At 67.0% G+C, this 26,980-nt stretch carries 26 protein-coding genes; 4 read left to right on the top strand and 22 right to left on the bottom strand.

The window, feature by feature from the left end; translation table 11 throughout:
- Positions 1-26 precede the first annotated feature (26 nt).
- From Q8S30_RS10120 to Q8S30_RS10085, 8 genes are all read right to left on the bottom strand, one after another.
- Positions 27-857: a YdiY family protein gene (locus Q8S30_RS10120; RefSeq protein ID WP_305665902.1), complete on the bottom strand. Its 831-nt coding sequence runs from the start codon at positions 855-857 to the stop codon at positions 27-29.
- A 266-nt stretch (positions 858-1,123) separates the two neighbouring features.
- Positions 1,124-1,924 (bottom strand): YoaK family protein, encoded by an 801-nt coding sequence (locus Q8S30_RS10115; protein ID WP_305665901.1) that lies wholly within the window; start codon positions 1,922-1,924, stop codon positions 1,124-1,126.
- Between the two features lie 124 nt (positions 1,925-2,048).
- On the bottom strand, positions 2,049-2,384 hold the full coding sequence (locus Q8S30_RS10110) for a hypothetical protein (protein ID WP_305665900.1): 336 nt from the start codon (positions 2,382-2,384) through the stop codon (positions 2,049-2,051).
- 133 nt (positions 2,385-2,517) lie between these two features.
- Positions 2,518-3,003 carry a transcription antitermination factor NusB gene (gene nusB / locus Q8S30_RS10105; RefSeq protein WP_305665899.1) on the bottom strand — a complete coding sequence of 162 codons (486 nt, stop codon included), beginning with the start codon at positions 3,001-3,003 and terminating at the stop codon, positions 2,518-2,520.
- A 15-nt stretch (positions 3,004-3,018) separates the two neighbouring features.
- Positions 3,019-3,537 carry a 6,7-dimethyl-8-ribityllumazine synthase gene (locus Q8S30_RS10100; RefSeq protein WP_305665898.1) on the bottom strand — a complete coding sequence of 173 codons (519 nt, stop codon included), beginning with the start codon at positions 3,535-3,537 and terminating at the stop codon, positions 3,019-3,021.
- Positions 3,538-3,542: 5 nt separating this feature from the next.
- A complete protein-coding gene (ribB, locus tag Q8S30_RS10095) occupies positions 3,543-4,643 on the bottom strand; it encodes a 3,4-dihydroxy-2-butanone-4-phosphate synthase (protein WP_305665897.1) in 1,101 nt (366 codons plus the stop codon).
- 97 nt (positions 4,644-4,740) lie between these two features.
- On the bottom strand, positions 4,741-5,304 hold the full coding sequence (locus tag Q8S30_RS10090; RefSeq protein ID WP_305665896.1) for a hypothetical protein: 564 nt from the start codon (positions 5,302-5,304) through the stop codon (positions 4,741-4,743).
- On the bottom strand, positions 5,301-5,921 hold the full coding sequence (locus Q8S30_RS10085; protein ID WP_305665895.1) for a riboflavin synthase: 621 nt from the start codon (positions 5,919-5,921) through the stop codon (positions 5,301-5,303). The genes Q8S30_RS10090 and Q8S30_RS10085 overlap by 4 nt, the downstream gene beginning before the upstream one ends.
- Before the next feature lie 544 nt (positions 5,922-6,465).
- Between Q8S30_RS10085 and Q8S30_RS10080 the strand changes: the two genes are divergently transcribed.
- From Q8S30_RS10080 to Q8S30_RS10070, 3 genes are all read left to right on the top strand, one after another.
- A complete protein-coding gene (locus tag Q8S30_RS10080) occupies positions 6,466-7,755 on the top strand; it encodes a capsule biosynthesis protein (protein ID WP_305665894.1) in 1,290 nt (429 codons plus the stop codon).
- A gap of 80 nt (positions 7,756-7,835) precedes the next feature.
- Complete coding sequence (locus Q8S30_RS10075) at positions 7,836-8,966, top strand: polysaccharide biosynthesis/export family protein (RefSeq protein ID WP_305665893.1); 1,131 nt, start codon at positions 7,836-7,838, stop codon at positions 8,964-8,966.
- 11 nt (positions 8,967-8,977) lie between these two features.
- Positions 8,978-11,032: a capsular polysaccharide biosynthesis protein gene (locus tag Q8S30_RS10070; protein ID WP_305665892.1), complete on the top strand. Its 2,055-nt coding sequence runs from the start codon at positions 8,978-8,980 to the stop codon at positions 11,030-11,032.
- Here Q8S30_RS10070 and ribD read toward each other — a convergent pair.
- From ribD to Q8S30_RS10015, 11 genes are all read right to left on the bottom strand, one after another.
- Positions 11,029-12,123 carry a bifunctional diaminohydroxyphosphoribosylaminopyrimidine deaminase/5-amino-6-(5-phosphoribosylamino)uracil reductase RibD gene (gene ribD / locus Q8S30_RS10065; protein WP_305665891.1) on the bottom strand — a complete coding sequence of 365 codons (1,095 nt, stop codon included), beginning with the start codon at positions 12,121-12,123 and terminating at the stop codon, positions 11,029-11,031. The two genes, Q8S30_RS10070 and ribD, sit on opposite strands and share 4 nt — an antisense overlap.
- Complete coding sequence (gene nrdR, locus Q8S30_RS10060; RefSeq protein ID WP_305665890.1) at positions 12,120-12,587, bottom strand: transcriptional regulator NrdR; 468 nt, start codon at positions 12,585-12,587, stop codon at positions 12,120-12,122. The genes ribD and nrdR overlap by 4 nt, the downstream gene beginning before the upstream one ends.
- A gap of 120 nt (positions 12,588-12,707) precedes the next feature.
- Positions 12,708-12,968, bottom strand: a complete 261-nt coding sequence (locus Q8S30_RS10055) for a Txe/YoeB family addiction module toxin (RefSeq protein ID WP_066814406.1) — start codon at positions 12,966-12,968, stop codon at positions 12,708-12,710.
- On the bottom strand, positions 12,965-13,219 hold the full coding sequence (locus tag Q8S30_RS10050; protein WP_305665889.1) for a type II toxin-antitoxin system Phd/YefM family antitoxin: 255 nt from the start codon (positions 13,217-13,219) through the stop codon (positions 12,965-12,967). The genes Q8S30_RS10055 and Q8S30_RS10050 overlap by 4 nt, the downstream gene beginning before the upstream one ends.
- Positions 13,220-13,276: 57 nt before the next feature.
- The gene (locus Q8S30_RS10045; protein ID WP_305665888.1) at positions 13,277-13,852 is read right to left on the bottom strand and encodes a hypothetical protein; all 576 of its coding nucleotides are present in this window, start codon (positions 13,850-13,852) and stop codon (positions 13,277-13,279) included.
- Positions 13,849-15,837, bottom strand: a complete 1,989-nt coding sequence (gene rpoD / locus Q8S30_RS10040; RefSeq protein WP_305665887.1) for an RNA polymerase sigma factor RpoD — start codon at positions 15,835-15,837, stop codon at positions 13,849-13,851. The genes Q8S30_RS10045 and rpoD overlap by 4 nt, the downstream gene beginning before the upstream one ends.
- A 150-nt stretch (positions 15,838-15,987) precedes the next feature.
- On the bottom strand, positions 15,988-17,949 hold the full coding sequence (gene dnaG, locus Q8S30_RS10035; RefSeq protein WP_305665886.1) for a DNA primase: 1,962 nt from the start codon (positions 17,947-17,949) through the stop codon (positions 15,988-15,990).
- A gap of 61 nt (positions 17,950-18,010) precedes the next feature.
- Positions 18,011-18,562: a sarcosine oxidase subunit gamma gene (locus tag Q8S30_RS10030; RefSeq protein WP_305665885.1), complete on the bottom strand. Its 552-nt coding sequence runs from the start codon at positions 18,560-18,562 to the stop codon at positions 18,011-18,013.
- Positions 18,555-21,500, bottom strand: coding sequence for a sarcosine oxidase subunit alpha family protein (locus Q8S30_RS10025; protein ID WP_305665884.1), 2,946 nt, complete (start codon positions 21,498-21,500; stop codon positions 18,555-18,557). Before Q8S30_RS10025 ends, Q8S30_RS10030 begins: the two co-directional genes overlap by 8 nt.
- Positions 21,497-21,775, bottom strand: coding sequence for a sarcosine oxidase subunit delta (locus tag Q8S30_RS10020; protein ID WP_305665883.1), 279 nt, complete (start codon positions 21,773-21,775; stop codon positions 21,497-21,499). Before Q8S30_RS10020 ends, Q8S30_RS10025 begins: the two co-directional genes overlap by 4 nt.
- Positions 21,776-21,787: 12 nt before the next feature.
- Positions 21,788-23,038, bottom strand: coding sequence for a sarcosine oxidase subunit beta family protein (locus Q8S30_RS10015; protein ID WP_305665882.1), 1,251 nt, complete (start codon positions 23,036-23,038; stop codon positions 21,788-21,790).
- 207 nt (positions 23,039-23,245) lie between these two features.
- On the opposite strand from Q8S30_RS10015, the gene metG reads away from it, so the two are divergent.
- On the top strand, positions 23,246-24,964 hold the full coding sequence (gene metG / locus Q8S30_RS10010; RefSeq protein WP_305665881.1) for a methionine--tRNA ligase: 1,719 nt from the start codon (positions 23,246-23,248) through the stop codon (positions 24,962-24,964).
- Positions 24,965-25,009: 45 nt separating this feature from the next.
- Here the strand turns inward: metG and Q8S30_RS10005 are convergent, their stop codons facing one another.
- From Q8S30_RS10005 to Q8S30_RS09995, 3 genes are all read right to left on the bottom strand, one after another.
- A complete protein-coding gene (locus Q8S30_RS10005) occupies positions 25,010-25,696 on the bottom strand; it encodes a hemolysin III family protein (RefSeq protein ID WP_305665880.1) in 687 nt (228 codons plus the stop codon).
- 66 nt (positions 25,697-25,762) lie between these two features.
- Positions 25,763-26,407 carry an exopolysaccharide biosynthesis protein gene (locus Q8S30_RS10000; protein WP_305665879.1) on the bottom strand — a complete coding sequence of 215 codons (645 nt, stop codon included), beginning with the start codon at positions 26,405-26,407 and terminating at the stop codon, positions 25,763-25,765.
- A gap of 213 nt (positions 26,408-26,620) precedes the next feature.
- Positions 26,621-26,827, bottom strand: a complete 207-nt coding sequence (locus Q8S30_RS09995; RefSeq protein WP_066814430.1) for a cold-shock protein — start codon at positions 26,825-26,827, stop codon at positions 26,621-26,623.
- Positions 26,828-26,980 lie beyond the last annotated feature (153 nt).

Genomic DNA, 26,980 nt, shown 5'->3' with positions numbered 1-26,980 from the left:
TTCAAGCTCTCAGCAAAAGCGGCTGATCAGAAGCCCATGACGAGCGACACGCCGAGGCGGTTGTCGGTCTTCTTGGTGCCTTCGATAGCCTCGTCATTGTAGTCGGTCCGGTAGCTCACGCGGGTCGACAGCTGGTCGGTCATGGCGAAGTTCAGGCCAAGATCGTTGCTGACCAGCGTGTTGGCATCCGACGCCAGGATGTCGGTGTCGTTGGTCAGGTACACCGTCTCGTTGAACGCGTGGTAGAGACGCGAGGAGGCGATCATCGCCGCTTCGGTATCGTCTTCACCGAGTTGGTCTTCGACATAGCGGATACCCGGGCCGGCCTGCACACGCCAGGCGGTCTGCGGCGTGTTGATGATCCGGTAGCCCGGACCGAAGCCGAGGAAGGCGTCGGTTTCGAAGGCGGCATATTCGTCGAATTGCGCGCGGGCCAGACCGAAGACGTAGAAGCGGTCGGTCAGCGAATAGTTGGCGTCATAGACCGTGAAGAACTCTTTCTTGGTCTCGTCGCCGTCATCCTCGCCATATTCGACGCCGAAGCCGACGGTATGGGTCCACTGGCCCTGGCCATAGCGCAGGCGGCCTGCCAGCGCGAGATCCTGGGTCTCGGTGTTGCCCGAGGAGCCGGCATAGGTCATGGCAACGCTGCCCGACCAGCCCGGCTGGAACTGCTCGGGGCCGAAGCGGGCGTCGTCGCGCGCTTCTTCCAGATCGTCCTGGGCGTCTTCCGAGATGTCGTCAATCCGGTCGTCCAGAGCCTCGGTGCCGACAAGGGTACCCTGCGCGTAGATCGCAGAGGTCCCGATCAGCAGCGCAAGGGTCGAGGCAGACGCCATGGTCAGAATGGTTTTCATGGGTGCGATCCTTTTCACTGTCACATGTGCGGGCGGGGGTGGACCGCCGCAGTCACACGACGCCGTCACCTGTGTGGCCGCGCCGTCTGCGGGGACTTATGAGCGTTACATAGCCAGATGCAGAGTCTTGAAATCTCAAGGTTTACCGCTAGCAAACCGGCGCAGGCGACATGCCGCCAAGGGGTTCCCCCCGAACGGGCGCCGATCCGCCGGTTCCTTCGCACACGCAGAAATGAGCGGGGCGTGAGGGGGCTTCGGGGTACGCGTTACGGCTGCTTCCGAGTCGGCCTGACAAGGCCGGGCAAGCCAAGGGCCAGTAGGACAACAGCCAGCGGCAGCGAGAAGAAGAACCCCGCCTGACCATAGCCGATGGCGCCGGTGATGCCACCCAGCAAGAACGCCGCGACGAGCTGAAGGAGGATGTGCAGTTTTGGCCCGTCAACCCGGATGCCGGAGCGCGGCAGCGCGAGGCCATACGCGGCTCGCCCCAGCTCGATTCCGATATCTGTCACCATCCCGGTGGCATGGGTGGTGCGGATGCGCGCGCCCGAGATCTTGGTGATCGTCGCATTCTGCATCCCCATGATGAAGCACAGGCAGGCGAGCGAGAAGAGCCGCCCGGCCTCGCTGCTGAAGATCCCGCCCCAGGCGAAGCAGGCCATGAAGCTGCCCTGGATCACCAGCGGCCAGGCATATTGCTGGCGGCCTGCATGGCTGCGCGCCCAGTGGATCAGGATGGTGCTGAAGCCGGCGCCGGCGGTGAAGGCGGAAATGGCGAGGATGCTGACGAAGATGACCTTCAGGTTCAGCAGCGCAACGTTGTCGGCCAGCTGCGACAGATAGCCGGTCATGTGAGAGGTGTATTGGCCGAGCGCAAAGAACCCGCCCGCGTTCGCCGCCCCGGCAATGGCCGCCAGAACTGTCGCCAGAACCAGGTCATTGCCCTGTGACCGCCGATGCGCGACCAGCACGCGGGCCGAGCGGACCGGCTGCAAGATGCGCCGCCCGGTTTTCCACCGCACCCGCCGGTTGCGGATCGGCAGGGCGGGTGGAAGTGCAGAGGTCATGCAGGCGGTCCCCGTTCCCTGATCATGCGCGGTGGCTTTGGCCTGCGGTCGCGGTCAGGGGATCACATGCACGACGGCGAGCGCCGCGATACTGCAGCCGGGGTGCTGCAGATGCAAGGTGCGGTCAGGCGCCGCGGCTGCGATGCGGGGCGCGGGCGCCTACGGTCACCGGGATCAAGGTGCCCGTGGGCTGCGCCACCGGCTCGGGCATCTTGCGCCCGCCGGTGCCGCGATCTTCGGGCTCGGCCATCCGCATCACCGCGATGCCGAACTGCACGCCCGAAAAGACCACCGCGTTGAACATCACCAGCATGACCACGGCAATCGGCCCTTCTCGGGTCGAGGTGACCAGATGCCAGAGGTTGCCGATGTTGAACCACAAGAGCGCGCCGACGAAGACCAGCGACAGCAGCAGCCCGAGGGCGACGTTGCGGATATAGAGGCGCACGAGTTTGGGCATGGAGGGGTCCGCCTGACGAGGGATCATTCGCCACGATAGCGCGTGCTGCAGCGAATCACATCGGCCAATGCGCCGCAGCCAGACTGATCCATGTTAGGATCGGGGCACCGGCAAGCCCGCTCAGAAAACGAGGTCAGAACGCGTCTGGCCGCGCCTCACGCGCCATGTGGTCCAGCACGGCGTTGACGAATTTCGCCTCTTTCCCCTCGGGGAAGAAAGCGCGGGCCACATCGACGAATTCGTTGATCACCACCTTGGGCGGGGTGGCGGGCGTCATCAGCTCTGCCCCCGCGGCACGGAACAGGGCGCGCAGGGTCGGGTCGATGCGGGCGATCGGCCAGGTTGCCATCAGCGCCCGGTCGGTCATCTGGTCGATCTTGGCCTGCCATTGCACGGCATCTTCCAGCAGGCGGCGGAACAGGTTCGGGTCACCCTCGGCCATCTCGTCGCCTTCGTAGACCGCGCCGAAACGATGCGTCTCGAACTCCAGCCGCACCTTGTCGACCGGCTGCCCCGCCGCTTCCATCTGGAACAGCGCTTGCACGGCATAAAGCCGGGCGGCGGATTTCATCTGCCGCTTTTCATCCTGGCTGCGCTTGCGCGGGGTCTCTTCAGTCATCTGGTTGCCTATGGGTCAGGTCTGTTCCGACGCGGCGGGGCGAAAGCCCATGCCCTTCGTCTGGCGGGCCCATTTGCGGGAAAGCGCGACAAGATGCAAGGCCGCCGCTGCGGCGCCGCCGCCCTTGTTCTGCCCGGCCGGATCGGCGCGGACCACGGCCTGCTCGCGGTTCTCCACCGTCAGGATGCCATTGCCGACGCAGGCGCCCTGCAGGCCCAGCATCATCAGCCCGCGCGAGCTGTCGTTGCACACAGTATCGTAATGCGTCGTCTCACCCCGGATCACGCAGCCAAGGGCGACGAATCCGTCATAATCGGTCATCCGCCCCGCCATCGCGATGGCCGAGGGGATCTCCAGCGCGCCGGGCACCTCGATCACGTCGATATCGGCCCCGGCATCATGCGCCACGGCGCAGGCGCCCGCGACCAGATCGTCGGCGATGTCCTTGTAATAGGGCGCGACCACGACCAGCAGTTTCACCGCGCGGTCGAAGACCGGCAGCGGCAGGGTGTAATGAGTCTCAGAACCGGCCATCGGCGTTACTCCGTGATCGGGCGGGTGCCCGCGATTTCGAGCCCGTAAGCCTCCAGCCCCACCACCCGCGGCGCGGCCGAGTTGGTGACGAGGATCAGCTTCGACAGCCCCAGCGAGGACAGGATCTGCGCGCCAAGCCCGTATTGCCGCAGCGTCTGCGGCGAGGCCTCGCCCTCCATCACCAGCTTCATCGTGGTGTCGCGCAGCAGCACCACGACGCCGCGGCCCTCGGCGGCGATCACGCGCATCGCGCCCTGCAGCTCGCCCGACTGGCCGCCGCCGATGCCAAGCACATCTTCCAGCGGGTTCAGCGCATGGACCCGCGCCAGCACCGGTGCGTCGCCCGAGATATCGCCCTTGGACAGCACGACATGTTCGGCGCCTTGCGTCTCATCGGTGAAGATCCGCATCAGCCAGTCGCCGCCATGGACCGAGGTCACCGGCTTGACCGCGCGTTCCGTGACCAGATTGTCATGGCGGCGGCGATAGGCGATCAGGTCGGAAATCGTGCCGATCTTCAGGTTGTGCCGTTGCGCAAACGCCACCAGATCGGGCAGCCGCGCCATGGTGCCATCGTCATTCATGATCTCGCAGATCACGCCCGAGGGGTTGAGCCCGGCAAGGCGGCTGACATCCACCGCCGCCTCGGTATGGCCAGCGCGCACCAGCACTCCGCCATCGCGGGCGCGCAGCGGGAAGACGTGGCCGGGGCTGGCGATATCGGCTGCACCGCGGGTCGGGTCGATGGCGACGGCGACGGTGCGGGCGCGGTCATGCGCCGAGATGCCGGTGGTCACGCCCTCGCGCGCCTCGATCGACATGGTAAAGGCGGTCTCGTGGCGGCTGGAGTTCTTGGGGCTCATCAGCGGCAGGCCGAGCGCATCGATCCGGGACCCCGGCAGCGACAGGCAGATCAGCCCGCGACCATGCGTCGCCATGAAGTTGATAGCCTCGGGCGTGGCCATCTGGGCCGGAATCACCAGATCGCCCTCATTCTCGCGGTCCTCGTGATCGACGAGGATGAACATGCGCCCGTTGCGGGCATCCTCGATGATCTCTTCAACGGTCGAGATGGCATCGCTGTAGTCGGTCTTGGTATCGGTCATCGCAGCACTCCCCGGGCTTTCGCCTGATAGCGCAGGGCGCGCGGCTTTGCCAGCGCAAGGGTGCGGGGGGCCTGTGCGGCATTGCGCAGCCCCGGGCTCAGGCGAAGAAGCGCTCCGCGGGCATGTAGCCGGCCAGCCGCCCCGCCGCGCACCATTCGCGCTCCACCGCCGTGTCGCCGACCAGCAGCACCCGGTCGCCCGGCACACCGCCCAGAAGGCCGCGCACCGCCTCGCGCAGGGCGGGGAAGGTCAACAGGCCCGGGGCGCGGCCGGCACCGTCAAAGCGCAGCCCCTGCCCGGCGAGGCCGACGAGAGTGGCGGCCGGGTCCAGCGGCGGCTGCGCGGCGATCTGGCGCTGAACGCCGATCTGCGCCGCGAGCTTCGCCGCACGGTCTGCCGCCAGCGCCTGATCGGCGCGGAACAGGTGCAGCGCGTTCGAGGAGTAGAGGAAGGCGACGATGTCATGCCCCGTCGTCGCGCGGACGGTGGCATAGCTGGTGTAGTCGAGCCCGATCTCCTTGGCGCGCCGCACCCGCAGCCGGATCACCTCCAGCGGCAATTGCGGCAGCAGGTCCGTGCGGGCCTTGCGCCAGCAATGCACCTGCCAGCCCTTGCCGGTTGTCGGCAAGGCCGGGCCGAGGTTATGGCCGATGCCGCTCATGCCTTGAGGCTCGCCGACCACTCCGTCATCCGCGCCACATAGCGGGCCAGCGTGTCGATCTCGAGGTTCACCGCATCGCCGACCTTGGCATCGCCCCAGGTGGTCGCGGTCTTGGTATGCGGGATCAGGTTCACGCCGAAGCTGTCGCCCTCCACCTCGTTGACGGTCAGCGAAGTGCCATTCAGCGCGACCGAGCCCTTGGGCGCAATGAACCCCGCCAGCGCGGCGGGCACGCGGAAGGTCAGCCTTGTGCTGTCCCCCTCCTCCCGCATCGCGGTGATCTCGGCGACGCCATCGACATGGCCCGAGACGATATGGCCGCCAAGCTCGTCGCCCACCTTCAACGCCCGTTCCAGGTTGATGCGCCGACCCGGGCGCCAGACATTGGGGCCGAGGTTGGTCTTGTCCACCGTCTCGGCCGAGATCTGCACCTCGAACCAGTGGCGTGTTTCGGCAGTGCCGGTGGCGATCACCGTCAGGCAAACCCCGTCGCAGGCGATGGAGGCGCCGATGTCGATCCCGGCCGGATCATAGCTGGTGCCGATCCGGGCCCGCAGGTCGCCCTCCTGCCGCAGATCGAGGATTTCGCCGATGTCGGTGATGATGCCGGTGAACACGCTGGGGATCCTTCTTGCTTGCGGCTTCCGAAGTAAGCCTGCGGCGGGGTTCCGGCAAGGGTGAAGGCGGATGCTGAGCATTGTCAGAGGGCAGCGCCCGTCCGCCGGGTGGGCGCTGCAACGGCTATTCTAGGTAATTTATGGTGCGGCGTAACTCCACGTGGTTCTGGGCGGAGCCGTTGAGTAGCGCCCGCCCGAGGGGGGTGATGAGCGACAAGAAATCCTCCAGTGGAGGATTTCCGCGAAGAACGCCCGGCCCGTGGCCGGGCCGGGAGGCGGGCGCTGCCCGGCGGCGCTAAAGCGCCTTGATTCCGGGCAAGGGGGGCTCTCGTGGGAAGCTATTGAGCCCGAAAACGACCCTTTCCCGCCCCCAAATCGCCCGCTTTGCCTCGCAGACATCCTCAACGCCCCACAAAGGGCCGCGCTCGACTTTGCGGGCGCGCTATGCTTTCACGGACCCGTGGGGCGGCAAGCCTGCGCCGTCCCTTGTTTGAGGTGTCGTCATGATCGGACCCGGAGTGCTGACCAACCACCAAGGGCGCGCATGACCGCCTCTGCCGCCTCGCGCAACTTCCTGTTCCTGCAGGGCCCGCATGGCCCCTTCTTCGACCGTCTGGGCGCGATGCTGCGCGCGGCTGGCGCCGCCACCTGGCGCGTTTCCTTCAACCGCGGCGATGATCGGTTCTGGCGCGACCGCTCGACCCTGCTGCCCTATCCCGGCCCGGCCGAGGACTGGCCCGCCGCGCTGCGCGGCATTCTGGCAAAGAAGGGCATCACCGACCTCGTGCTCTATGGCGACACCCGCCCCATCCATGCCGAGGCGGTGCAGATCGCCCGCAGCCTCGGCCTGACGGTGCATGTGTTCGAGGAGGGCTATCTGCGCCCCTACTGGATCACCTATGAGCGCGGCGGCTCCAATGGCCATTCCCGGCTGATGGAGATGCCCATCGCCGCCATGCGCAAGGCGCTGGAGCAGTCCGAGATGGAGATGCCCGACGCCCCCGCCCGCTGGGGCGACATGCGCCACCATGTGTTCTACGGCGCGCTCTACCATTTCTACGTCATGTTCCTGAACCGCCGCTATGCCGGCTTCCGCCCGCATCGGGGCATCGGTGTCGCGCGCGAATTTGCCTTGCACCTCAAACGGCTGGTGCTGATGCCGCTGCACGGGTTGGAGCGCTTCGCCGCCAGCCAGCGCATCCGGCTTGGCGGATTTCCCTATCATCTGGTGCTGATGCAGCTGGAACATGATGCCAGCTTCCGGATGCATGGGCCCTTCGCGAACATGACCGAGTTCATCGACACCTGCCTGCAGGGCTTTGCCAAGGGCGCGCCGCGGCACCACCATCTGGTGTTCAAGGCGCACCCGCTGGAGGATGGGCGCAGCAGCATGGTCGCCGATATCCGCCGGCTGGCGCAGAAGTACGGCGTGACCGGCCGGGTGCATTTCGTGCGCGGCGGCAAGCTGGCAGGCCTGCTCAATCAGGCGCGCTCTGCCGTCACGGTGAATTCCACCGCCGCGCAACAGGTACTGTGGCGCGGGCTGCCGCTGAAGGTGTTCGGCGCCGCGGTCTATTCCAAGCCCGAGTTCGTCTCCACCCAGCCGCTGCCCGAGTTCTTCGCCCGCCCCCGCCGCCCCGACGGGCGCGCCTATCGCGACTACCGGCACTACCTTCTGGAAACCTCTCAAGTGCCGGGCGGCTTCTATTCCGCCCGCGGCCGGCGCCACGCCCTGCGGCAGGTGGTGGACATGATGCTGATCCCCGAAGACCCCTATGACGCGCTGATTTCGGGCGCCGCGTCCCCACGGCAACAATTGCGGGTCGTGCAATAAGGTTGCTGGCTTTTTGGGACGGTTTTCCGTAAGGTTGCTGGAAAAAGACGAGGCAAGTTCCGTCATAAGGAGCGAGAGCAGTGACAATCAAGGCAAGCCGCGGGGCCAGAGTGCTGGCCCTGTTCGTCATCGCGGCGACCGTAGCGGGCTGCGGCCTGCCGCGCTCCGGCCCGAACAAACGCGAAATCTATGCAGGATCGGTGGAACGGCAGGGCAATGCCTTCATTGTGTCCGTCAATGACCGGGTCACGCGCGCCACGGCAGTGGTGCCGTCGCTTGGCTTCTCCTCTGCCTTCCTGAATGCAGGGATCGTCGGGTCCGACGATATCCGCGCTGGCGACGTGCTGGGGCTGACGATCTGGGAGAACGTCGATGACGGGCTTCTGGCCGTTGCCGGCGCGCCGGCAACGCAGTTGAGCGAGGTTCAGGTCGATGGCGCGGGGTTCATCTTCGTGCCCTATGCTGGCCGCATCAAGGCCGCGGGCAACTCGCCCGAGGCGCTGCGCCGGATCATCACCGAAAAGCTGGATGCGCAGACGCCCGATCCGCAGGTCTCTGTCACCCGGATCGCCGGGGATGGCTCGACCGTCACGCTGATGGGTGCCATCGGCGGCCAGGGTGTCTATCCGATCGAGCGGCCGACGCGGACGCTGTCGGCGATGCTGGCCCGCGCCGGCGGCATTGCCATCGAGCCCGAGACCGCCAAGGTCACCGTCACCCGCGGCAAGCAGACTGGCACCATCTGGCTGACCGACCTGTGGGAGAACCCGCAGCTGGATATCGCACTGCGCCCCGGCGATACCATCGTGGTGGAACAGGACGACCGTTCTTTCACCGCGCTTGGCGCGACCGGCGGGCAGAACCGGGTCAAGTTCGACACGCAGACCATTTCCGCCATCGAGGCGATTGCGCAGGTGGGCGGGCTGAACACCAGCCTTGCCGACCCGACCGGCGTCTTCGTGTTCCGCAACGAGAAGGCCGAGATTGCCAACATGGTGCTTGGCCGCAGTGACCTGCGCGGCGATCAGCGCATGGTCTATGTGCTGGACCTGACCGCACCGACCGGCATGTTCGAGGCGCGGGATTTCGTGATCCGCGATCAGGACACGGTCTATGTGACCGAGGCGCCGTTCGTCCAATGGACCAAGACCCTTGGCGCGCTGACCGGCACCGCGAACTCTGCCAATTCGGTCGCGGCACTGGGCGAATAGCGGCGCCCGCGATGAGCCTTTCCGAACCACAAGCCGCCGGGAGCGATCCCCGGCGGCTTTTCTTCTACAGCAGTGGGTTTCTGACCCAGGGCCGGCTGCGGCACATGCTGGCGGCGGCGGGCTGGCGACTGTCGCTTGGCCTGCCCGGCCCCAGCTCCGGCGACGCAGTGGCGGTCTGGGGCCACAGCCCGACGGCGGCGCGAGGCGAGGCGGTGGCGACCCGGCGTGGAGTGCCGCTGGTGCGGATCGAGGACGCCTTCCTGCGGTCGGTCCACCCCGGGCGCAGCCGGTGTGAGCCGCCCTTGGGTCTGCTGATCGACGAGACCGGCGGCGCGCATTATGCCAGCGCCGCACCCTCGGCGCTCGAGGTGATGCTGGCCCGGCATCCGCTCGATGATGCACATCTTTTGCAACGCGCAAGGGATGGGATGGGGCGGCTGAAAGCCCTAAACTTGTCGAAATACAACAATTTTGACCCTGCGCTGCCGCCACCAGATCCCGGCTATGTGCTTGTCATCGACCAGACGCGCGGCGATGCCTCGATCCGCTTGGGCGGAGCGCGGGAGTCTGTGTTCCGCGAGATGCTGGTCTTCGCGCAGGAGGAACATCCCGGGGCGCGGATCGTCATCAAGTCGCACCCCGAGACCCATGCCGGCCACCGGCCGGGGCATTACGGGCCGGAGGATGCGGGGGGCCGCATCACCCTGCTGACAGATCCCGTCTCGCCCTGGGCGCTGCTGGAGGGGGCGGTGGCGGTCTATACCGTTTCCTCGCAGATGGGGTTCGAGGCGATCCTGGCCGGGCACCGGCCGCGGGTGTTCGGGCAGCCCTTCTATGCAGGCTGGGGCCTGACCGGGGACGAAAACCCCGTTCCCCGCCGCCAGCGCAAGCTGACCAAGGTACAGTTGTTCGCGGCCGCGATGGTCCTCGCGCCGGTCTGGTATGACCCCTGCCGCGGCAAGCTGTGCAGTTTCGAGCAGGCGGTGGATCAGATGGAGGCCGAAACGCGCGCCTTCCGCGAAGACCGGCATGGCCATGTCGCGGTGGGCATGAGGCTGTGGAAGCGCGCACCGCTGCAAAAGGTGTTCGGGCGCGAGGTGCGGCTGGTCTTCGAGAACGACCCAGCGCGCGCCGCGGCCAAGGCCCGGCAGTCCGGCCGCGGTCTGCTGGTCTGGGCCGGCAAGGAGACGCCGGCGTTGGTCGAGGCAGCCGAGTGTCTGCGCCTCGCCCGCGTCGAGGACGGCTTCCTGCGCTCGCGCGGGCTTGGCGCCGAGCTGGTGCCGCCGCTCTCGCTGGTGACCGACCCGCTGGGGATCTATTACGATCCCAGCCGCGAGAGCCTGCTGGAACGACTGATCGCCGCGCCCCCTCCCCCCGGCGGCCTGCGCCGGGCCGAGGATCTGGTGGCGGGCCTGATCCGGGCAGGGGTGACGAAATACAACCTAGGCGGCGCGCTGCCCCCCCTGCCCGAGGGGCACCGGATTCTGGTGCCGGGGCAGGTGGAGGATGACGCCTCGATCCTCCGCGGGGGCGGAGAGGTACGGCACAACCTTGACCTTTTGCAACTTGTGCGGGCCAAGAACCCGGGCGCTGTGGTTATTTTCAAGCCACATCCCGATGTCGAGGCCGGTCTGCGCCCCGGCGCGGTGGCGGAGGCCGACCTGCGGGACCTAGCCGATGCGGTGGTCCGGCGTGGCGATCCCGCCGCGCTGCTGGCGGAGGTGGCCGAGGTCTGGACCATGACCTCGCTGCTGGGGTTCGAGGCGCTGCTGCGGGGACTGCTCGTTACCTGCCTCGGCGCGCCCTTCTATGCCGGTTGGGGTCTGACGACCGATCTTGGCCCGGTCCCCGCCCGTCGGCAGACGCGGGTAACGCTGCTGCAGCTCGCCCATGCCGCGCTGATTGCCTATCCGCGCTACACCGATCCGGTGACCGGCCTGCCCTGCCCGCCCGAGGTGGTGGCCGAGCGGCTGGCAAGCGGCACCGTGCCGCATCCGGGCGCCGCCAACCGGGCACTGGCGAAGCTGCAGGGGGCCTTCGCCTCGCAGTCAAGGTTCTGGCGTTAGACCCGCCGCCAGCGGTGCAAGACATCTCCGCCCACCGCGCGCGTCTCGATCAACGTGAACCGGGGGGCCTCGGCCAATGCGCCCTCCGGCAGCGCCCCGAGTGATGGCAGCCCCCCCGCCCCCAGTGCCAGCCCGGCAGTGAAGCCGATCACCTCATCCACCAGCCCCGCCGCCAGCAGCGACGCGGCAAGCCGGCCGCCGCCCTCGCAGAAGACCCGGGTCAGGCCCTGTTGCCCCAGGGCCAGCAGCATAGCCGCGGGATCAAGGCCCGCGCCGCTTTGCGCCACCTGCAGCAGTCGCGCGCCAGCCGATTCCCACGCGGCCCGCGCCTCCCTAGGCGCGCCCTCGCCATGCAGCAGCCACACCGGAATGTCGCGCGCCGAAGCCGCCAGCCGCCCCAGCGGCAGGTTCAGCCCGGCCGAAGCCACGATCCGCACCGGCTGCCGGACCGTGCCCATCCCGCGCACCGTCAGCATGGGATCATCGGCGCGCAAGGTGCCGCCGCCGACCAGCACCGCATCATGCCGGGCGCGCATCGCATGAACCAGATGCCGCGCCTCCGGCCCGGTGATCCAGCGGCTTTCGCCCGAGGCGGTGGCGATGCGGCCGTCAAAACTTGTGGCGAGCTTCAGCGTGACCATCGGCCGCCCAAGGCGGATGCGGCTGAGGAACCCGGCCTGCAGCGCAGCCGCCTCTGCCGCCATCACGCCGGTCGTGACCTCGATCCCCGCCGCGCGCAGCCGGGCATGGCCGCGGCCCGCGACGCGCGGATCTGGATCTTCCAGCGCCGACACCACCCGGGCGATGCCCGCCGAGACCAGTGCATCGGCGCAGGGCGGGGTCCTGCCGTGGTGTGAACAGGGCTCGAGGCTGACATAGGCGGTGGCACCGCGGGCGGCCGCGCCGGCCTGCGCCAAAGCGACGGTTTCCGCATGGGGGCGCCCGCCCTCTTGCGTCCAGCCGCGGCCGAGGATGCGGCCGCCCTGCACGATCACGCAGCCGACTGCAGGGTTTGGCCAGACCCGCCCCAGCCCCCGCGCGCCGAGCGCGATCGCCAGCGCCATGAAGCGGCGGTCGTCTTCGGCTGTCACTCTTCCGCAGCGCCGGTGGGGCGCAGTTCGGAAACGAACTTGTCGAAATCGTCCGCGGCCTGGAAGTTCTTGTAAACGCTGGCAAAGCGCACATAGGCAACGGTGTCGATCCGCGCCAGCGTCTCCATCACGATCTCGCCGATGGCCTTGGAGGGGATGTCGGTCTCACCGAGGCTTTCGAGCCGCCGCACGATGCCGGAAATCATCTGGTCGATCCGCTCGGGATCGATCGGACGCTTCTGCATGGCGATGCGGATCGAGCGTTCCAGCTTGGTCCGATCGAATTCCTCGCGCTTGCCGCTGGTCTTGATGACCACGAGGTCGCGCAGCTGGACCCGTTCATAGGTGGTGAAGCGCCCCCCGCAGGCCGGGCAGAACCGCCGCCGCCGAATGGCGACATGGTCCTCGGCCGGGCGGCTGTCTTTCACCTGGGTATCGACATTGCCGCAAAACGGGCAGCGCATGGCATCTCTCCCTCGTCGTGCTGACGATATTGTTTCCAGCACTATAGGGGGGACGCGATTCGTTGGGTAGAGGGTTTCGGTGGCCACAAGATGCAGGGGGCGGGGTGTGGCCGCGAAGACTCAAGCGCCGTAGTGATAGCGGCATTGCAGGATTTCCAGCGTCCCGGCCGTGGCGCGATAGACCAGCCGGTGTTCACGGTCGATCCGCCGCGACCAGAAGCCCGCAAGATCACCCTTCAGCGGTTCGGGCTTGCCGGTGCCCTCGAACGGGTGGCGCAGGCATTCCTTGATCAGCGCATTGATCTTGCGGAGCGTCGCCTTGTCGGTGGCCTGCCAATAAAGGTAATCGTCCCAGGCCTTGTCCCAGAAGGTCAGGGTCATTCGTCGATCAGGTCACGCGGGCCGGCCTCGCCCCGGTTCAGAGCCGCCACCCCTTCGCGCAAGCGCCGGGCGTTTTCCGGGCTGGTCAGAAGATAGGCCGTCTCATCCATGCTCGCCCAGTCCTCAAGGCTGACCATGACCACGGGCTTGCCGGTGGCGCGGGTGACGATGACCGGCTCATGGTCGTCGTTCACGCGGTCCATGACGGTGGACAGATTGGCGCGAAGATCGGTGGAGGAGAGGGTTTTCATGGGAGGGGTGTACGCGATTGCGTACAGGAAGTCAAGGAGGCGCTAGACGGTCGTCAGTCAACCCCACCCTCTATCATTGGCAACAGACATTTCGAACGCGTCCAGCATCAACCGGTTACGATCTTCAAGATTCTGGCCGCGATACTTATCGAGCATATTTGGATCCAACCCAACGTCCGATAAGAAACCGGAAAAATTGAACCACTTCTCATTCTGAAGCCCGCAATAAAAAAGGCCGATAGCAATGCGGACATGCAAGGGTCGCTTTACTTCCCAGTACGCCAGTATACAGATCTGGAGCTCAATATCATTCAGAGCGACCAAATTTACACCCTCGATAACGCCTTCCGGGTCTCTATCAGCATGCTTGAGGAAGTTGGCGACTCTGTTCTGGTAGAATAGCCAATCTCTCTCGCGGCCTGGCACAACCCGCGAGAGAATCTTTTCGTTCCACTCTGCCAAGAACTTGTTGGGTGTGTTCTTGTGCAGCCCATCCAAAATCCCCCTACATGCACCAATCAGCGTATGAATTGGCTCTGGGGGAAACCCCTTTAATATCAGAAAAACCGCGGCTTCGATTTGCCTTTCCAAGGCACCAACTTTGGTGATGGGCGGTCGCGCTACTGCACTCACTGATCCAGGAAACTCCGCAGCTTCCGGCTCCGGCTCGGGTGCTTCAGCTTGCGCAGCGCCTTCGCCTCGATCTGGCGGATCCGTTCCCGCGTCACCGAGAACTGCTGGCCGACCTCTTCCAGCGTGTGGTCGGTGTTCATGCCGATGCCAAAGCGCATCCGCAGAACCCGTTCCTCGCGGGGGGTGAGGCTGGCCAGAACCCGGGTCGTGGTTTCCTTCAGGTTCTCCTGAATGGCAGAATCCAGCGGCAGGATCGCGTTCTTGTCCTCGATGAAGTCGCCAAGCTGGCTGTCTTCCTCGTCGCCGATGGGCGTTTCCAGCGAAATCGGTTCCTTGGCGATCTTCATCACCTTGCGGACCTTTTCCAGCGGCATCTGCAGCTTTTCGGCCAGCTCTTCGGGCGTCGGCTCGCGGCCGATCTCGTGCAGCATCTGGCGGCCGGTGCGGACCAGCTTGTTGATCGTCTCGATCATGTGCACCGGGATACGGATGGTGCGCGCCTGATCGGCGATGGAGCGGGTGATCGCCTGACGGATCCACCAGGTGGCATAGGTCGAGAACTTGTAGCCGCGGCGATACTCGAACTTGTCGACGGCCTTCATCAGGCCGATATTGCCTTCCTGAATAAGATCAAGGAATTGCAGCCCGCGGTTCGTGTATTTCTTGGCGATGGAGATGACCAGACGCAGGTTGGCCTCGACCATTTCCTTCTTGGCCTGCCGCGCCTCCTTCTCGCCCTTCTGGACCTGGTTCACGATCCGGCGGAATTCGGTGATGTCGACGCCGACATATTGGCCGACCTGGGCCATATCGGCACGCAGATCCTCGACCTTGTCACGGCTCTTCTCGATCAGCGATTGCCAGCCGCGGCCAGCCTTGGCCGCCATCCGGTCGAGCCAGACCGGGTCCAGCTCGTATCCGCGATACTCGTCGATGAATTCGCGGCGGTTGATCCGCGCGGCATCGGCCAGCTTCACCATGGCCGAGTCGATGGACATGATCTTGCGGTTGATGCCGTAAAGCTGGTCGATCAGCGCTTCGATCCGGTTGTTGTGCAGGTGCAGGGCGTTGACCAGCAGCACGATTTCCGACCGCAGCTTCTGATAGGCGGCTTCCTCTGCGGCCGAGAAGGTGCCGTCCTCGTTCAGCGTGGCCGACATCCGCAGGTCCTGCATCTCGGCCAGCGTGGTGTAGTCGCGCGCGATGACTTCCAGCGTTTCCAGAACCTTGGGCTTCAGCGCCGCTTCCATCGCTGCCAGCGACATCGCCGAGGCTTCGTCATCCTCGTCGTCATCTTCGGCCTGCAGGATCGGGTTGCCGTCGGCATCGAGCTCGGGCTCGTCGCTGGCGGGCTTCTTCGGGGCAGCAGAGATATCGACCTCGCCCACCACCGGCTCGTCCAGATCTTCCTCGCCGTCGAGCGAGCGGCCGAAGGTGGCCTCGAGGTCGATCACGTCGCGCAGGAGGATATCTTCCGACAGAAGCTCGTCGCGCCAGATGGTGATCGCCTGGAAGGTCAGCGGGCTTTCGCACAGGCCCGCGATCATCGTGTTGCGGCCGGCCTCGATCCGCTTGGCGATGGCGATCTCGCCCTCGCGGCTGAGCAGTTCAACCGAGCCCATCTCGCGCAGATACATGCGCACCGGGTCATCGGTACGGTCCAGCGCTTCGGCATTGGTGGTGGAAACGGCAAGCTCGCGCGAGCCCGAGGAAGCGTCGACAACCGCGCCGCCGGTCTCGCCCTCTTCGGCCTCGTCATTCTCGATGACGTTGATGCCCATCTCGGACAGCATCGACATGACGTCCTCGATCTGCTCCGAGGATGCCTGTTCCGGCGGCAGCACCGCGTTCAGCTGGTCATATGTGATGTAGCCGCGCTCACGCGCGTCCGCGATCATCCGTTTGACGGCAGCCTGGCTCATGTCGAGCGAATGATCGCCGTCCTGCTCGTCGGGCTTCACGTCGTCGGTGTCTTTTGCGGCCATGGGGGCTCCTCATAGGCGTCGGCGCGGGGCATCGTCACGGCGGACATCAGCAAAACTGGCGATTCGCGGCGCGATCCACGAATCATGTCCGACTCTCTTAGCGAATCAAGTGAGCGAGTCACAGGGGCAGTCACATAAGCGGCGAAGCGGTCAGCTGCGGTTCTTTCGCCAGATTTCCTTGTCGATCAGGCTTTGCAGATGCGCTGACAGCGCCGCCCGGTCCTCGCCCATGTCCTTCGCATCGTCCAGATTCGATCTCTCGGCGCGGTGGCGGGCGCTGGCCGCCTGGGTCAGCCGCCAGGTCACGCCTTCGTCGGCGAGCCCTGCGAGGTCCTCCATCGCATCCTCGATCTCGGCCCGCGCACCGCGCCTTGCTTCCAGTTTCGCCAGCTCCTCGGCCAGGCACATCAGGGCGAGGTCGGGGTCGCCTGCATTGCGAACGGGCGGGGCGATGGACACATGGGGCAGCGAAAGCAGCTTTTCAACCGCATCGCCCGCTTCTGTCATAAGTCGTTCACGGAAATCGGGGCCCGCATCGTGGCTCAGATTCAGCAGCAACAGCCGCAGCGCATCATGCCCCTCGCCGCTGAACTGCACGGTTTCCAGCTGGCTTTCGAAGCGGGTGATGCAGGCCGGATGCGTGGCGCAGATCGCCAGGATCATCGCCTCGCGCAGCAGATCCTCGGGGTCGGACTGCCCGGCAGAGGCCAACACCGTCGCCCGCGTCACCGAATAGGCGCCTACCTCGAAGGGCACGAACTTGCCGCCGAATCGCGCTTGGCCGCCCGGGCCGGCCGCCTGCCACGCCTTTGGCGGGCGCTGCCAGTTGGTGCCGAACAGGTCGCGTTGCAGGCGCTTCAACTCCTGCTCGTAATGCGAGCGGATCGAGGTATCGCGGATCTTGTGCGTCACCTCGTTGAAGGTCTTCTCCAACGCCGCGCGCCGTTCGGGGCTGTCGAAGCTGCGCCCTTCGGTCTCGCGCTGCCAGAGCAGGTCCACCATCGGGCGCGCGCCCTCCAGCAGCTTCTGCATCGCGCCGGCACCCTGGGCGCGGATCAGGTCATCGGGGTCCTGCCCCTCGGGCAATATCACGAAGCGCAGCCCCTGCCCCGCCTCCAGCAGCGGCAGCGCGAGGTCCATGACCCGCTGCGCGGCGCGGATGCCGGCCTTGTCGCCGTCCAGCGCCACGATGGGCTCGGAGGAGATGCGCCACAGCATCTGCAGCTGCGTCTCGGTGATCGCGGTGCCAAGCGGCGCCACCGCGCCGCCAAAGCCGGCCTCGGCCAGCGCGATCACGTCCATGTAGCCCTCGGCCACCACCAGCGGCGCGCCCTTGGCCACCGCCTCGCGCGCCGGGCCGTGGTTGTAGAGGTTTCGGCCCTTGTCGAACAGCTCCGTCTCGGGCCCGTTGAGGTATTTGGCCCGGGCATTCGGGTCCATCGCCCGCCCGCCAAGGCTGATCGCGCGGCCGCGCGCATCGCGGATCGGAAAGATGATCCGGCCGCGGAACCGGTCATAGGGCGCGCCGCCATCGTCGGGCTTGGCACAGAGCCCGGCATCGACCAGCAGGTCCGTCGCGATGCCCTTGGCCGTCAGCGCCTGGAACAGCCCCTGCCGCGTGTCGGGCGCAAAGCCGATCCCGAACCGCTCCTGCCCAGCCTCGCCCAGCTTGCGCTTCGCCAGATAGTCGCGCGCCGCTGCCGCGGCCCCGGTGCGCAGTTGCAGCCGGTACCACTTCACCGCCTCGTCCATCACCTCGGCCAGCTGGGTGCGGCGGTCGGCCCGTTGCGCGGCCTGCGGATCGCGCGCGGGCATCGTCATCCCCGCCTCGCGCGCCAGCGCCTCCACCGCCTCCATGAAGCCCATATTCTCGGTCTCGCGCAGGAAGCTCAGCGCGTCGCCCTTCGCGTGGCAACCGAAGCAGTAATAGTACCCCTTGCGGTCATCGACATGGAAGCTGGCCGATTTTTCCTGATGGAAGGGGCACGGCGCCCACCAGTCGCCCTTGGCCTGATTGGACTTGCGGTTGTCCCACATGACCTTGCGGCCGACGACGCGGGACAGCGTCGTGCGGGTGCGCAACTCATCAAGGAAACCCGGGGGAAGACTCATGCCTTCCTATATCGGGCCGGTGCGCACACAAGTCCAGATCGTTGTCAAGATGGGTGACGGGTCAGCCGCGCGCGGCCACCGCCTGCATCGCCACCGCCAGCTCATGCACCGCGGTGCCAGCCATCGACCGGAACACCCAGATTTCAAAGGCTTCGGCCCCGCTGCGGTGCAAGATCGCCATCATGTGCCCCAGCGGCGCGCGCGCGACATGCCCCGGCGCAAACTCCGCCAGCCGCAGGTCGAGCGGGCAGAGCCGCGCCAGCACCGCCTCCGCCTGCGCCCCCTCCAGCCGCAGCACCGCCCAGCCATCGGACTGATCGGTCAGAGCCGCCAGATCCTCCAGCCCCTGCGGCACGAGGCCGGTGACAAAGGCCACGCCCCGCCCGGCCCAAAGGCACCGGCCCGCAGGCGCCACCACCGCCCGGCCCACCTCGGGCCAGCCAAGCCCGTCCGCCGCCAGCGCCCGCGCCGTGGCCGCCTGCCGGCCCTTGAACGGCGCGACGGAGGTGACGGGGCCGGGCTGCGCCTCGGTCAGCTGCGCGCCGGGGGTGATGCCCGGACTGATAACCGGCAGCAGATCCTCGCAGGGGGATTTGTCGATGAGGCTAGCCACGCGCGCGCCCTCCTTCGGGATCAAGGAACACCGGATGCGCCACTTCGCACAGCAGATCGACATCGCGGAGGTGATCGACCAGCCGCACCATCTCACCCGTGCGCGCCCGGCCGTCCTGCAGGAAGCCAAGGCCAAGCGCGCCCTTCAGCACCGGCGACCAGCAGGCCGAGGTGACATAGCCCTGATCGTTCGCGGGCGTCAGGTCCGCCCCCGGCGGAAACAGATGCGCCCCCGCGGTCAGCATCCGCCCCGGATCGACCGGGCGCAGGCCCACCAGCTGCTCACGTGCCCGGCCGGTCAGGCCGGGGCGCTGCGCGGCGGCACGGCCGATGAAATCCTTCTTGCTGCTCAGCATCCCCTGCAGGCCGATATCGAAGGCGGTGACGCGGCCGTGGATCTCTGCATGGGTGATGAACCCCTTCTCGATCCGCAGCACATTCAGCGCCTCCATCCCATAGGCGCAGCCCCCCATCGCCTCGGCCCGTGCCACCAGATCGCGCCACAGCGCATCGCCAAAGCGGGCGGGCACCGCGATTTCATAGGCATGCTCGCCCGAAAAGCTGATGCGGAACAGGCGGCCCGCGACGCCGTGCACGGTAACCGCCCCGCAACCCATGAACGGGAAACTCGCGTCATCCAGCGGCCCGGCCAGAATGCCGTCCAGCAACCGCCGCGACAGCGGCCCCGCCACCGCGAACTGCGCCCAGCTTTCGGTGACCGAGATCAGCCGCACGTCCCAGTCGCCGCAGAAGGCCTGCGCCACGAACTCCATGTGCCGCATCACCAGCCCGGCGGCCGCGGTGGTGGTCGTCACCACGAAGTGCTGCGCCCCCAGCCGCGCGCAGGTGCCATCGTCCAGCACCATCCCATCCTCGCGCAGCATCAGGCCATAGCGGGTGCGGCCCACCGCCAGCGTCGACATGGCATTGGTATAGACGAAATCCAGAAACCGAGCCGCATCAGCGCCTTGCACGTCGATCTTGCCAAGGGTGGATACGTCGCAGACGCCCACCTTGGCCCGCACCGCCAGCACCTCGCGGTCACAAGACTCGCGCCACGTCGCCTCGCCGGGGCGGGGGAAATAGCTGGGGCGATACCACAGCCCCGCCTCGATCATCGGCGCGCCGCGGTCGCGGCTGGCCTTGTCCGAGGTGGTCAGGCGCTGCGGCGCGAACCCCTCGGCCCGCCCGCCCGCGCCCATCGCGGCGATGGAGACGGGGGTATAGGGCGGCCGGAATGTGGTGGTGCCGGTGCCCGGGATGCTGCGCCCGGTCGCATCGGCCAGCACCGCCAGCGCCGCCACGCTGGAGGTCTTGCCCTGATCCGGCGCCATCCCTTGCGTGGTGTAGCGCTTCATATGCTCGACGCTGGCAAAGCCCTCCTTGGCCGCCAGCCGCACATCCTTGCTGGTCACGTCATTGGCAAGGTCGAGCCAGGCGCGGTTTCGCTCTCCCGGCACCTCCCAATAGGGGCGGATGACGTAGCCGCCATCCTCGGCCACCGGCAGCGGATGATCGACCGGAGTCAGGCCGAGGCCCTCGACCACCTCGCGCGCAGCGGCCAGCCCCCCGGCCAAGGCGGCAGAAGTGGAGAACTCGCCCGCCGCGGCCCCGCAAGCCACCATCCCCGGCACCGATCCCGGTTTGCCCGGAACCGGCGGCACGAAGGCGGCGATCTCTTCACGCCAGAACGGCCGCCCGCCCATATGGCAGGTCAGATGCAGCGCCGGGTTCCAGCCGCCTGAGACGGCAAGGCAATCGGCCGCGATCCGCTCTGGCCCGGTATCGGTCTGCACCGTGATCTCCCGCAGGCCGCGGCGACCACGGGTGGCGATCACCCGCGCCCCGGCAAGCACCGGGAACTCTCCCGCCACCCGAACGCCCGGCCGCACGTCGATCAGCGCCGCGACCTCCACCCCCGCCGCGACCAGATCGCGCGCGGTCTGGTGGGCATTGTCATTGTTGCCGAACACCGCGACCCGCCGCCCCGGCGCGACGCCCCAGCGGTTGACATAGGCACGCACCGCCCCCGCCGCCATGATCCCCGGCCGGTCATTGGCCGGGAAGGCGATGCCCCGCTCCAGCGCGCCCGTCGCCAGGATCGAGCGCCTGGCCACGATCCGCCAGAAGCACTCTCGCGGCAGCGCTTCGGGGCGCTGCGCCAGATGCAGCCCCACCCGCTCCAGCGCGCCAAAGGTGCCGCCGTCATAGGCGCCGGTCACCGTGGTGCGCGGCATCAGCCGCACCTTCAGCAAGGCCAGTTCCGCCAGCACCTCGGCCACCCAGACCGGGCCGGGCTTGCCATCCACTTCCTGCGTCTCGGCCAGCAGCCGCCCGCCCATCCGCGCATCCTCATCGGCCAGGATCACGTCGGCCCCGGCCCGGGCGGCCGCCAGCGCCGCCATCAGGCCCGCAGGCCCCGCGCCGATCACCAGCAGATCGCAATAGGCAAAGGCCTTTTCGGAATGCGCCGTGTCGCTCTCCCCGGACAGCGCCCCCAGCCCCGCCGCGCGGCGGATCGCAGGCTCATAGACCCGCTCCCAGAAGGCCCGGGGCCACATGAAGGTCTTGTAGTAGAACCCCGCCCCCAGGAAGGGTGCAAACAGGTCGTTCACCGCCAGCATGTCGAAGTTCAGGCTCGGCCAGCGGTTCTGGCTGCTCGCCTCCAGCCCCGCGAACACCTCCTGCACCGTCGCGCGGGTATTGGGCGTGCGGTCCGCGCCCTGCCCCACCGTCACCAGCGCATTCGGCTCTTCGCTGCCCGCCGACCAGATCCCGCGCGGGCGGTGATACTTGAAGCTGCGCCCGACCATCCGCACGCCCGAGGCCATCAGCGCCGAAGCCAGCGTATCGCCCTCGAACCCCACGAACTCGCGCCCGTCAAAGCGGAACCCCAGCGGGGTGGAGCGGTCGATCAGCCCCTTGCCATCGATCCTCATGCCTTGCCCCCCTCGGCCTGCGCATCGGTCACCAGCCGCACCGACAGCACTGCGTGGCTGACGGTATCGCGGTTCACCACCAGCCAGGCGGCGCAGCCCATCTCGTGATACCACAGGTCGCGCAGCGCCCCGGCGGGGTTGTCGCGCAGGTGCAGGTAGGCGTCCCACTCCTCGGCCGGGGCCTCCATGCCGGGACGGTCCAGATAGTCGGCGGCGCCGTAATAGGTGAACTCGCGCCGGTCGCGGTCGCCGCAGAGGGGGCAGGTGATGCGCATCTGGTCAGTCCCTCAATGCAGGTTGTGCTGGCTGCCGGTGCCTTCTTCGTCCAGCAGGTGCCCTGTGGCAAAGCGGTCCAGCCGGAAGCGCCGCGCCACCTCATGCGGGTGATCGGTCGCCATCAGATGCGCCATGCACCAGCCGGATGCCGGCACCGCCTTGAACCCGCCATAGTTCCAGCCGCAGTCGATATAGAGCCCCTCGACCGGCGTGCGGTCGATGACCGGGCTGCCATCGGGCGACATGTCCATGATCCCGCCCCAGCTGCGCAGAACCTTCGCCCGGCCGATCATGGGCATCAGCGTCATCCCTGCCTCCATCACATGCTCCACCATCGGCAGGTTGCCCCGCGCGGCATAGCTTGCGTAGAAATCGAGATCGCCGCCGAAGACGAGGCCCCCCTTGTCCGACTGGCTGATGTAGAAATGCCCCATGCCGAAGCTGATGACGTGGTCGATTACCGGCTTCAGCCCCTCGGTCACGAAGGCCTGCAGGATATGGCTCTCGATCGGCAGCCGCAGCCCGGCCATCGCCGCCACCTGGCTGGAGCGCCCGGCAACGACGATCCCCACCTTCTTGGCCCGGATCGCGCCGCGGGTGGTTTGCACGCCGGTGACGCGCCCGGCAGAGATGTCGATCCCCGTCACCTCGCAGTTCTGGATCAGGTCCACGCCCCGCCGGTCCGCCCCGCGCGCATAGCCCCAGGCCACCGCATCATGCCGGGCGGTGCCGCCGCGCCGGTGCAGCAGCCCGCCATAGACCGGGAAGCGGGTGTTGTCGAAATCGAGATAGGGCAGCAAGGCCCGCACCCCGTCGCGGTCCAGCAGCTCGGCATCGTCCCCTTGGGTGATCATCGCATTGCCGCGCCGGGCGAAGGCGTCGCGCTGCCCGTCGGAGTGGAAGAGGTTGATCAGCCCGCGCTGGCTGTGCATCACGTTGTAGTTCAGCTCCGCCTCCAGCCCCTCCCACAGCTTCAGCGAGTGGCTGTAGAATTCGGAATTGCCCGGCAGGAAGTAGTTGGCCCGCACGATGGTGGTGTTGCGCCCGATATTGCCGCCGCCCAGATAGCCCTTCTCCAGCACCGCGATGTTGCGGATGCCGTGGTTCCTGGCGAGGTAATAGGCCGTCGACAGCCCATGCCCGCCGCCGCCGATGATCAGCATGTCATATTCGGGCTTCGGATCGGGCTCGCGCCAGACCGGCTTCCAGCCGCGGTTGCCCCGCAGCCCTTCGGCAATCACCTTCAGCCCGGAATAGCGCATGTCTGCCCCCATTGCTCCGGCCCAGTGAACCCGGTTGTGGCGGAGTTTTCAACGGGCCTGCGAAAATTCCCCGCCCGCCTGCGACATCACATGGTCGCAATCGGCCCCCTGCAGCGCGTGTGCCGTGGCCCTTTGCCGCGCAACCCTCTGGCCCTTCCCGCGCAACGCCTGTAAATCGCGCAGCGACACCAAAGGATAGGCGCGGCAATGGCACGGATTCTGATCACCTCGGCACTGCCCTACATCAACGGCATCAAGCATCTGGGCAACCTCGTCGGCAGCCAGCTGCCGGCCGACCTCTATGCCCGCTACATGCGCGCCCGCGATCATGAGGTGATGTTCATCTGCGCCACCGACGAACATGGCACACCGGCCGAGCTCGCCGCCGCCAAGACCGGCGAGGCGGTGGACGCCTATTGCGCCCGGATGCATGAGGTGCAGGCCGACCTCGCCCGCGGCTTCCGGCTGTCCTTCGACCATTACGGCCGCTCCTCCAGCGCCCGCAACCGGGCGCTGACCCAGCATTTCGCCGGCAAGCTGGCCGAGAATGGCTTCATCGAGGAGCATTCGGAAAAGCAGGTCTATTCCATCGCCGATGGCCGCTTCCTGCCCGACCGCTATATCGAGGGCACCTGCCCGAACTGCGGATACGACCGCGCCCGCGGCGACCAGTGCGAGAACTGCACCAAGCAGCTGGACCCGACCGACCTGATCAACCCGCGCTCAGCCATCTCCGGCTCCACCGATCTGGAAGTGCGCGAGACCAAGCATCTCTACCTGCGCCAGTCGCTGCTGAAGGGCGAGATCGATGCCTGGATCGACGCGCAGACCGACTGGCCGCTGCTGACCACCTCCATCGCCCGCAAATGGCTGCATGACGGCGACGGCCTGCAGGACCGCGGCATCACCCGCGACCTGCATTGGGGCGTGCCGGTCAAGAAGGGCGACGCCGAATGGCCGGGGATGGAGGGCAAGGTCTTCTACGTCTGGTTCGACGCACCCATCGAATATATCGCCGCGACCGCCGAATGGGCCGATGCAACGGACAAGTCGGATAAGGACTGGGAACGCTGGTGGCGCACCGACAAGGGCGCCGAAGATGTTCGCTATGTGCAATTCATGGGCAAGGACAACGTGCCCTTCCACACGCTCAGCTTCCCCGCCACGATCATGGGTTCGCGCGAGCCGTGGAAGCTGGTCGATTACATCAAGTCCTTCAACTACCTGAACTATGATGGCGGCCAGTTCTCGACCAGCCAGGGCCGCGGCGTGTTCATGGATCAGGCGCTGTCGATCCTGCCGCCGGACTATTGGCGCTGGTGGCTGCTGAGCCACGCCCCCGAAAGCAGCGACAGCGAGTTCACCTGGGAGAATTTCCAGGCCTCGGTGAACAAGGATCTCGCCGACGTTCTGGGCAATTTCGTCAGCCGCATCACCAAGTTCTGCCGCTCGAAATACGGCGAGGTGGTGCCCGAGGGCGGCGAGACCGGCGAGCGCGCTGCGGCACTGGTCGCCGAGCTGGAGATCCGCGTGCGAGCTTACGAGTCGCACATGGAAGCAATGGAAGTGCGCAAGGCCGCGGCCGAGCTGCGCGCCATCTGGGCCGCCGGCAACGAATACCTGCAATCGGCCGCGCCCTGGACCGTGGTCAAGACTGAACCGGAGCGGGCGGCGGCGATGGTGCGGCTGTCGCTGAACCTCGTGCGGCTTTACGCAGTGCTGTCCGAACCCTTCATCCCCGACGCCGCCGCGGTGATGCTGGAAGCCATGGGCACCACCGACCGCAGCTGGCCCGGCAATGTGGCCGCGGCGCTGGAAACCCTACCTGCGGGCCATGCCTTCACCACGCCCGACAACCTGTTCCGCAAGATCACCGACGAAGAGCGGGAGGACTGGGAGAAGCGGTTTTCGGGCGTGCGCAGCTAAGAACGCCTGAGCCGCCGGCGCCAAGACATGCCCCGCGTCGGCGGCTCAGGCCGCCGGAACCAACACATGCATCGTGACGGCGGCGTAGAACACCATGCTCGCCACCAGCACAAAGCCGTGCCAGATCGTGTTGTGGAACGGCAGGCCTTCATAGAGGTAAAAGCCGACCCCGACCGTATAGATCAGCCCGCCGATCACGATCAGCGCCAGCACGGGGGCCGAGACGGTGGCGAAGACGCCCCAGCCAGCCACGGCGCCGACCCAGCCCATCCCCAGATAGAGCCCCAAAGCCACCCAGCGGAACCGCTCGGGCGAGACCATCTTCAGCCCGGTCCCCGCCACCGCCGCGCCCCAAAGGCCCGCCAGCAGATAGCCCTGCCCGCCCGCCAGCATCGTGAACGGCGTGTAGGTGCCGGCGATCTTCAGGTAGATCGCGGAATGGTCCAGCCGGCGCAGCACCGGCGTCCAGCTGCCATGGGGCACCATGTTGTAAAGCCCCGAGAACAGGATCATCGCCACCAGCGTCACCCCGTAGATCGAGGTGGCAAAGATCGCCGTGGCATCGCCGCGCAGCACCACGGTCAGCGTCACCAGCACCGGCACCGCCATCAGCGCGGCGGTGAGGCCGGAGACATGCATCACCGCATCGCTCAGCCGCTCGGCACGGCTGTAGCCATCGCGCACGAAGGGCGCGCGTCCGGGGCGGGCGAGGTCGGAGGAATTAGGGGTCATCCGCCCATCCTAGCGCAGATTGCGGGGCGTCGGTATGGCCCTGCCCTCACAGCAGCGTGACAAGGTTCAGCCGCCAAGAACGGCACCCAGCCCCTGCCCGGCGCGCACCGCCAGCAACGCCAGCACCACGAAATACACGACGGTCAGCACGATGAAGCCATAACCGGCCAGCACCATCACCCCGTCGCGCTGCATCATTCCCATCGCGAGCAGCAGCACCGCAATCGCCGGCAGCGTGTTGGAAAACGGCACCAGCCCCAGCGGCGCCATCAACAAGATTCCCGCCAGCATCAGCATCAGCCCGTTGAAGCGCGACACCATGCCGGCCCGCGTCAGCCCTGTCAGCCGCGGGCGCACGAAGCGCTCCACCTTGCCGACCAGATCCAGCCCGCGCCGCAGCGCCGCGCGCAGCTTTTCCGAGGGCATTTCCCGGTCCAGCACCCGCCGCGGCAGCCAGGGCAGCCGGTTTAACGTGATCGCCAACGCCGCCAGCACGATGGCCGCGCCGAACACCGTGCTGACGCCCGGAATCGACACCGGCAGCAGGAAGGGCAGCGAGGCGATCCCGCACAGAAGCAGCAGCCCCTGCTCGCCAATGGCCTCGATCAGCCGGCGCAGGGTGATGGTCTCTCCGGCGATCCCGTCGATGGTCGCGCGCAGGGAGGCGCTGAACGAGGTGGTCGTGTCGTGGAAGTCTTCCTGGCTGCTCATGGTCGCGCCTGTCCTGGTTGGGCGGCGCATCAAAGCCGCAGTCGCCCTCATTGTGCCATGCTGCACTGCCGCATGGCAACCTCGCATCGCCTGCGGCGGCACCCTGCCGCCCACCGGATATGCAAACGGGGAGGGCCCAAGCCCTCCCCGTTCAGATCTGCACACATTGCGGGCCGAAGCCCTGCCGCTGCCTGCGCCAGTTGATCGAACCGATCAGGCCAGCGCGAGGTTGGTCGCGGATTCGCGGCCGTCACGGCCGGTTTCGATGTCGAAGGTCACTTTCTGACCGTCATTGAGCTGACGGATGCCCGCACGCTCGACCGCCGAGATATGGACGAAAATGTCCTTTTTCCCGCCGTCCGGGGCGATGAAGCCGAAACCCTTGGTGGTGTTGAACCATTTCACGCTGCCGGTGGCCATCGTGATGTCTCCTTCACATATGCCGCCCGCACCATTGCGACGGCCCGGCTCTGTCAGTTCAAAATCGATAGGACTGCAGCCGATGAAGCGAGACAGGGATCGATAGAGATAACGTAGCCGCCCCAATATGGGCCCGAACCGGCCCAAAAGCAA

Origin of the sequence: Frigidibacter sp. (assembly GCF_030695035.1) — a bacterium.
Lineage (GTDB): Bacteria > Pseudomonadota > Alphaproteobacteria > Rhodobacterales > Rhodobacteraceae > Frigidibacter.
The sequence above is the reverse complement of the archived record's forward strand: the minus strand, read 5'-3'. Positions and strand labels throughout refer to the sequence as shown.

Excerpts from the sequence above, each read along its gene's own strand:
- Q8S30_RS10020 (WP_305665883.1), bottom strand. The coding sequence starts at position 21,775 with ATGCGCATCACCTGCCCCCTCTGCGGCGACCGCGACCGGCGCGAGTTC.
- Q8S30_RS10090 (WP_305665896.1), bottom strand. The coding sequence starts at position 5,304 with ATGAGCGGCATCGGCCATAACCTCGGCCCGGCCTTGCCGACAACCGGC.
- Q8S30_RS10120 (WP_305665902.1), bottom strand. The coding sequence starts at position 857 with ATGAAAACCATTCTGACCATGGCGTCTGCCTCGACCCTTGCGCTGCTG.
- Q8S30_RS10110 (WP_305665900.1), bottom strand. The coding sequence starts at position 2,384 with ATGCCCAAACTCGTGCGCCTCTATATCCGCAACGTCGCCCTCGGGCTG.
- nrdR (WP_305665890.1), bottom strand. The coding sequence starts at position 12,587 with ATGCGCTGCCCGTTTTGCGGCAATGTCGATACCCAGGTGAAAGACAGC.
- Q8S30_RS09995 (WP_066814430.1), bottom strand. The coding sequence starts at position 26,827 with ATGGCCACCGGCAGCGTGAAATGGTTCAACACCACCAAGGGTTTCGGC.
- Q8S30_RS10050 (WP_305665889.1), bottom strand. The coding sequence starts at position 13,219 with ATGAAAACCCTCTCCTCCACCGATCTTCGCGCCAATCTGTCCACCGTC.
- metG (WP_305665881.1), top strand. The coding sequence starts at position 23,246 with ATGGCACGGATTCTGATCACCTCGGCACTGCCCTACATCAACGGCATC.
- Q8S30_RS10000 (WP_305665879.1), bottom strand. The coding sequence starts at position 26,407 with ATGAGCAGCCAGGAAGACTTCCACGACACGACCACCTCGTTCAGCGCC.
- nusB (WP_305665899.1), bottom strand. The coding sequence starts at position 3,003 with ATGACTGAAGAGACCCCGCGCAAGCGCAGCCAGGATGAAAAGCGGCAG.
- Q8S30_RS10025 (WP_305665884.1), bottom strand. The coding sequence starts at position 21,500 with ATGAGGATCGATGGCAAGGGGCTGATCGACCGCTCCACCCCGCTGGGG.
- Q8S30_RS10115 (WP_305665901.1), bottom strand. The coding sequence starts at position 1,924 with ATGACCTCTGCACTTCCACCCGCCCTGCCGATCCGCAACCGGCGGGTG.
- Q8S30_RS10080 (WP_305665894.1), top strand. The coding sequence starts at position 6,466 with ATGACCGCCTCTGCCGCCTCGCGCAACTTCCTGTTCCTGCAGGGCCCG.
- Q8S30_RS10070 (WP_305665892.1), top strand. The coding sequence starts at position 8,978 with ATGAGCCTTTCCGAACCACAAGCCGCCGGGAGCGATCCCCGGCGGCTT.
- Q8S30_RS10100 (WP_305665898.1), bottom strand. The coding sequence starts at position 3,537 with ATGGCCGGTTCTGAGACTCATTACACCCTGCCGCTGCCGGTCTTCGAC.
- Q8S30_RS10015 (WP_305665882.1), bottom strand. The coding sequence starts at position 23,038 with ATGCGCTATTCCGGGCTGAAGGTGATTGCCGAAGGGCTGCGGGGCAAC.
- Q8S30_RS10055 (WP_066814406.1), bottom strand. The coding sequence starts at position 12,968 with ATGACCCTGACCTTCTGGGACAAGGCCTGGGACGATTACCTTTATTGG.
- rpoD (WP_305665887.1), bottom strand. The coding sequence starts at position 15,837 with ATGGCCGCAAAAGACACCGACGACGTGAAGCCCGACGAGCAGGACGGC.
- ribB (WP_305665897.1), bottom strand. The coding sequence starts at position 4,643 with ATGACCGATACCAAGACCGACTACAGCGATGCCATCTCGACCGTTGAA.
- Q8S30_RS10005 (WP_305665880.1), bottom strand. The coding sequence starts at position 25,696 with ATGACCCCTAATTCCTCCGACCTCGCCCGCCCCGGACGCGCGCCCTTC.
- dnaG (WP_305665886.1), bottom strand. The coding sequence starts at position 17,949 with ATGAGTCTTCCCCCGGGTTTCCTTGATGAGTTGCGCACCCGCACGACG.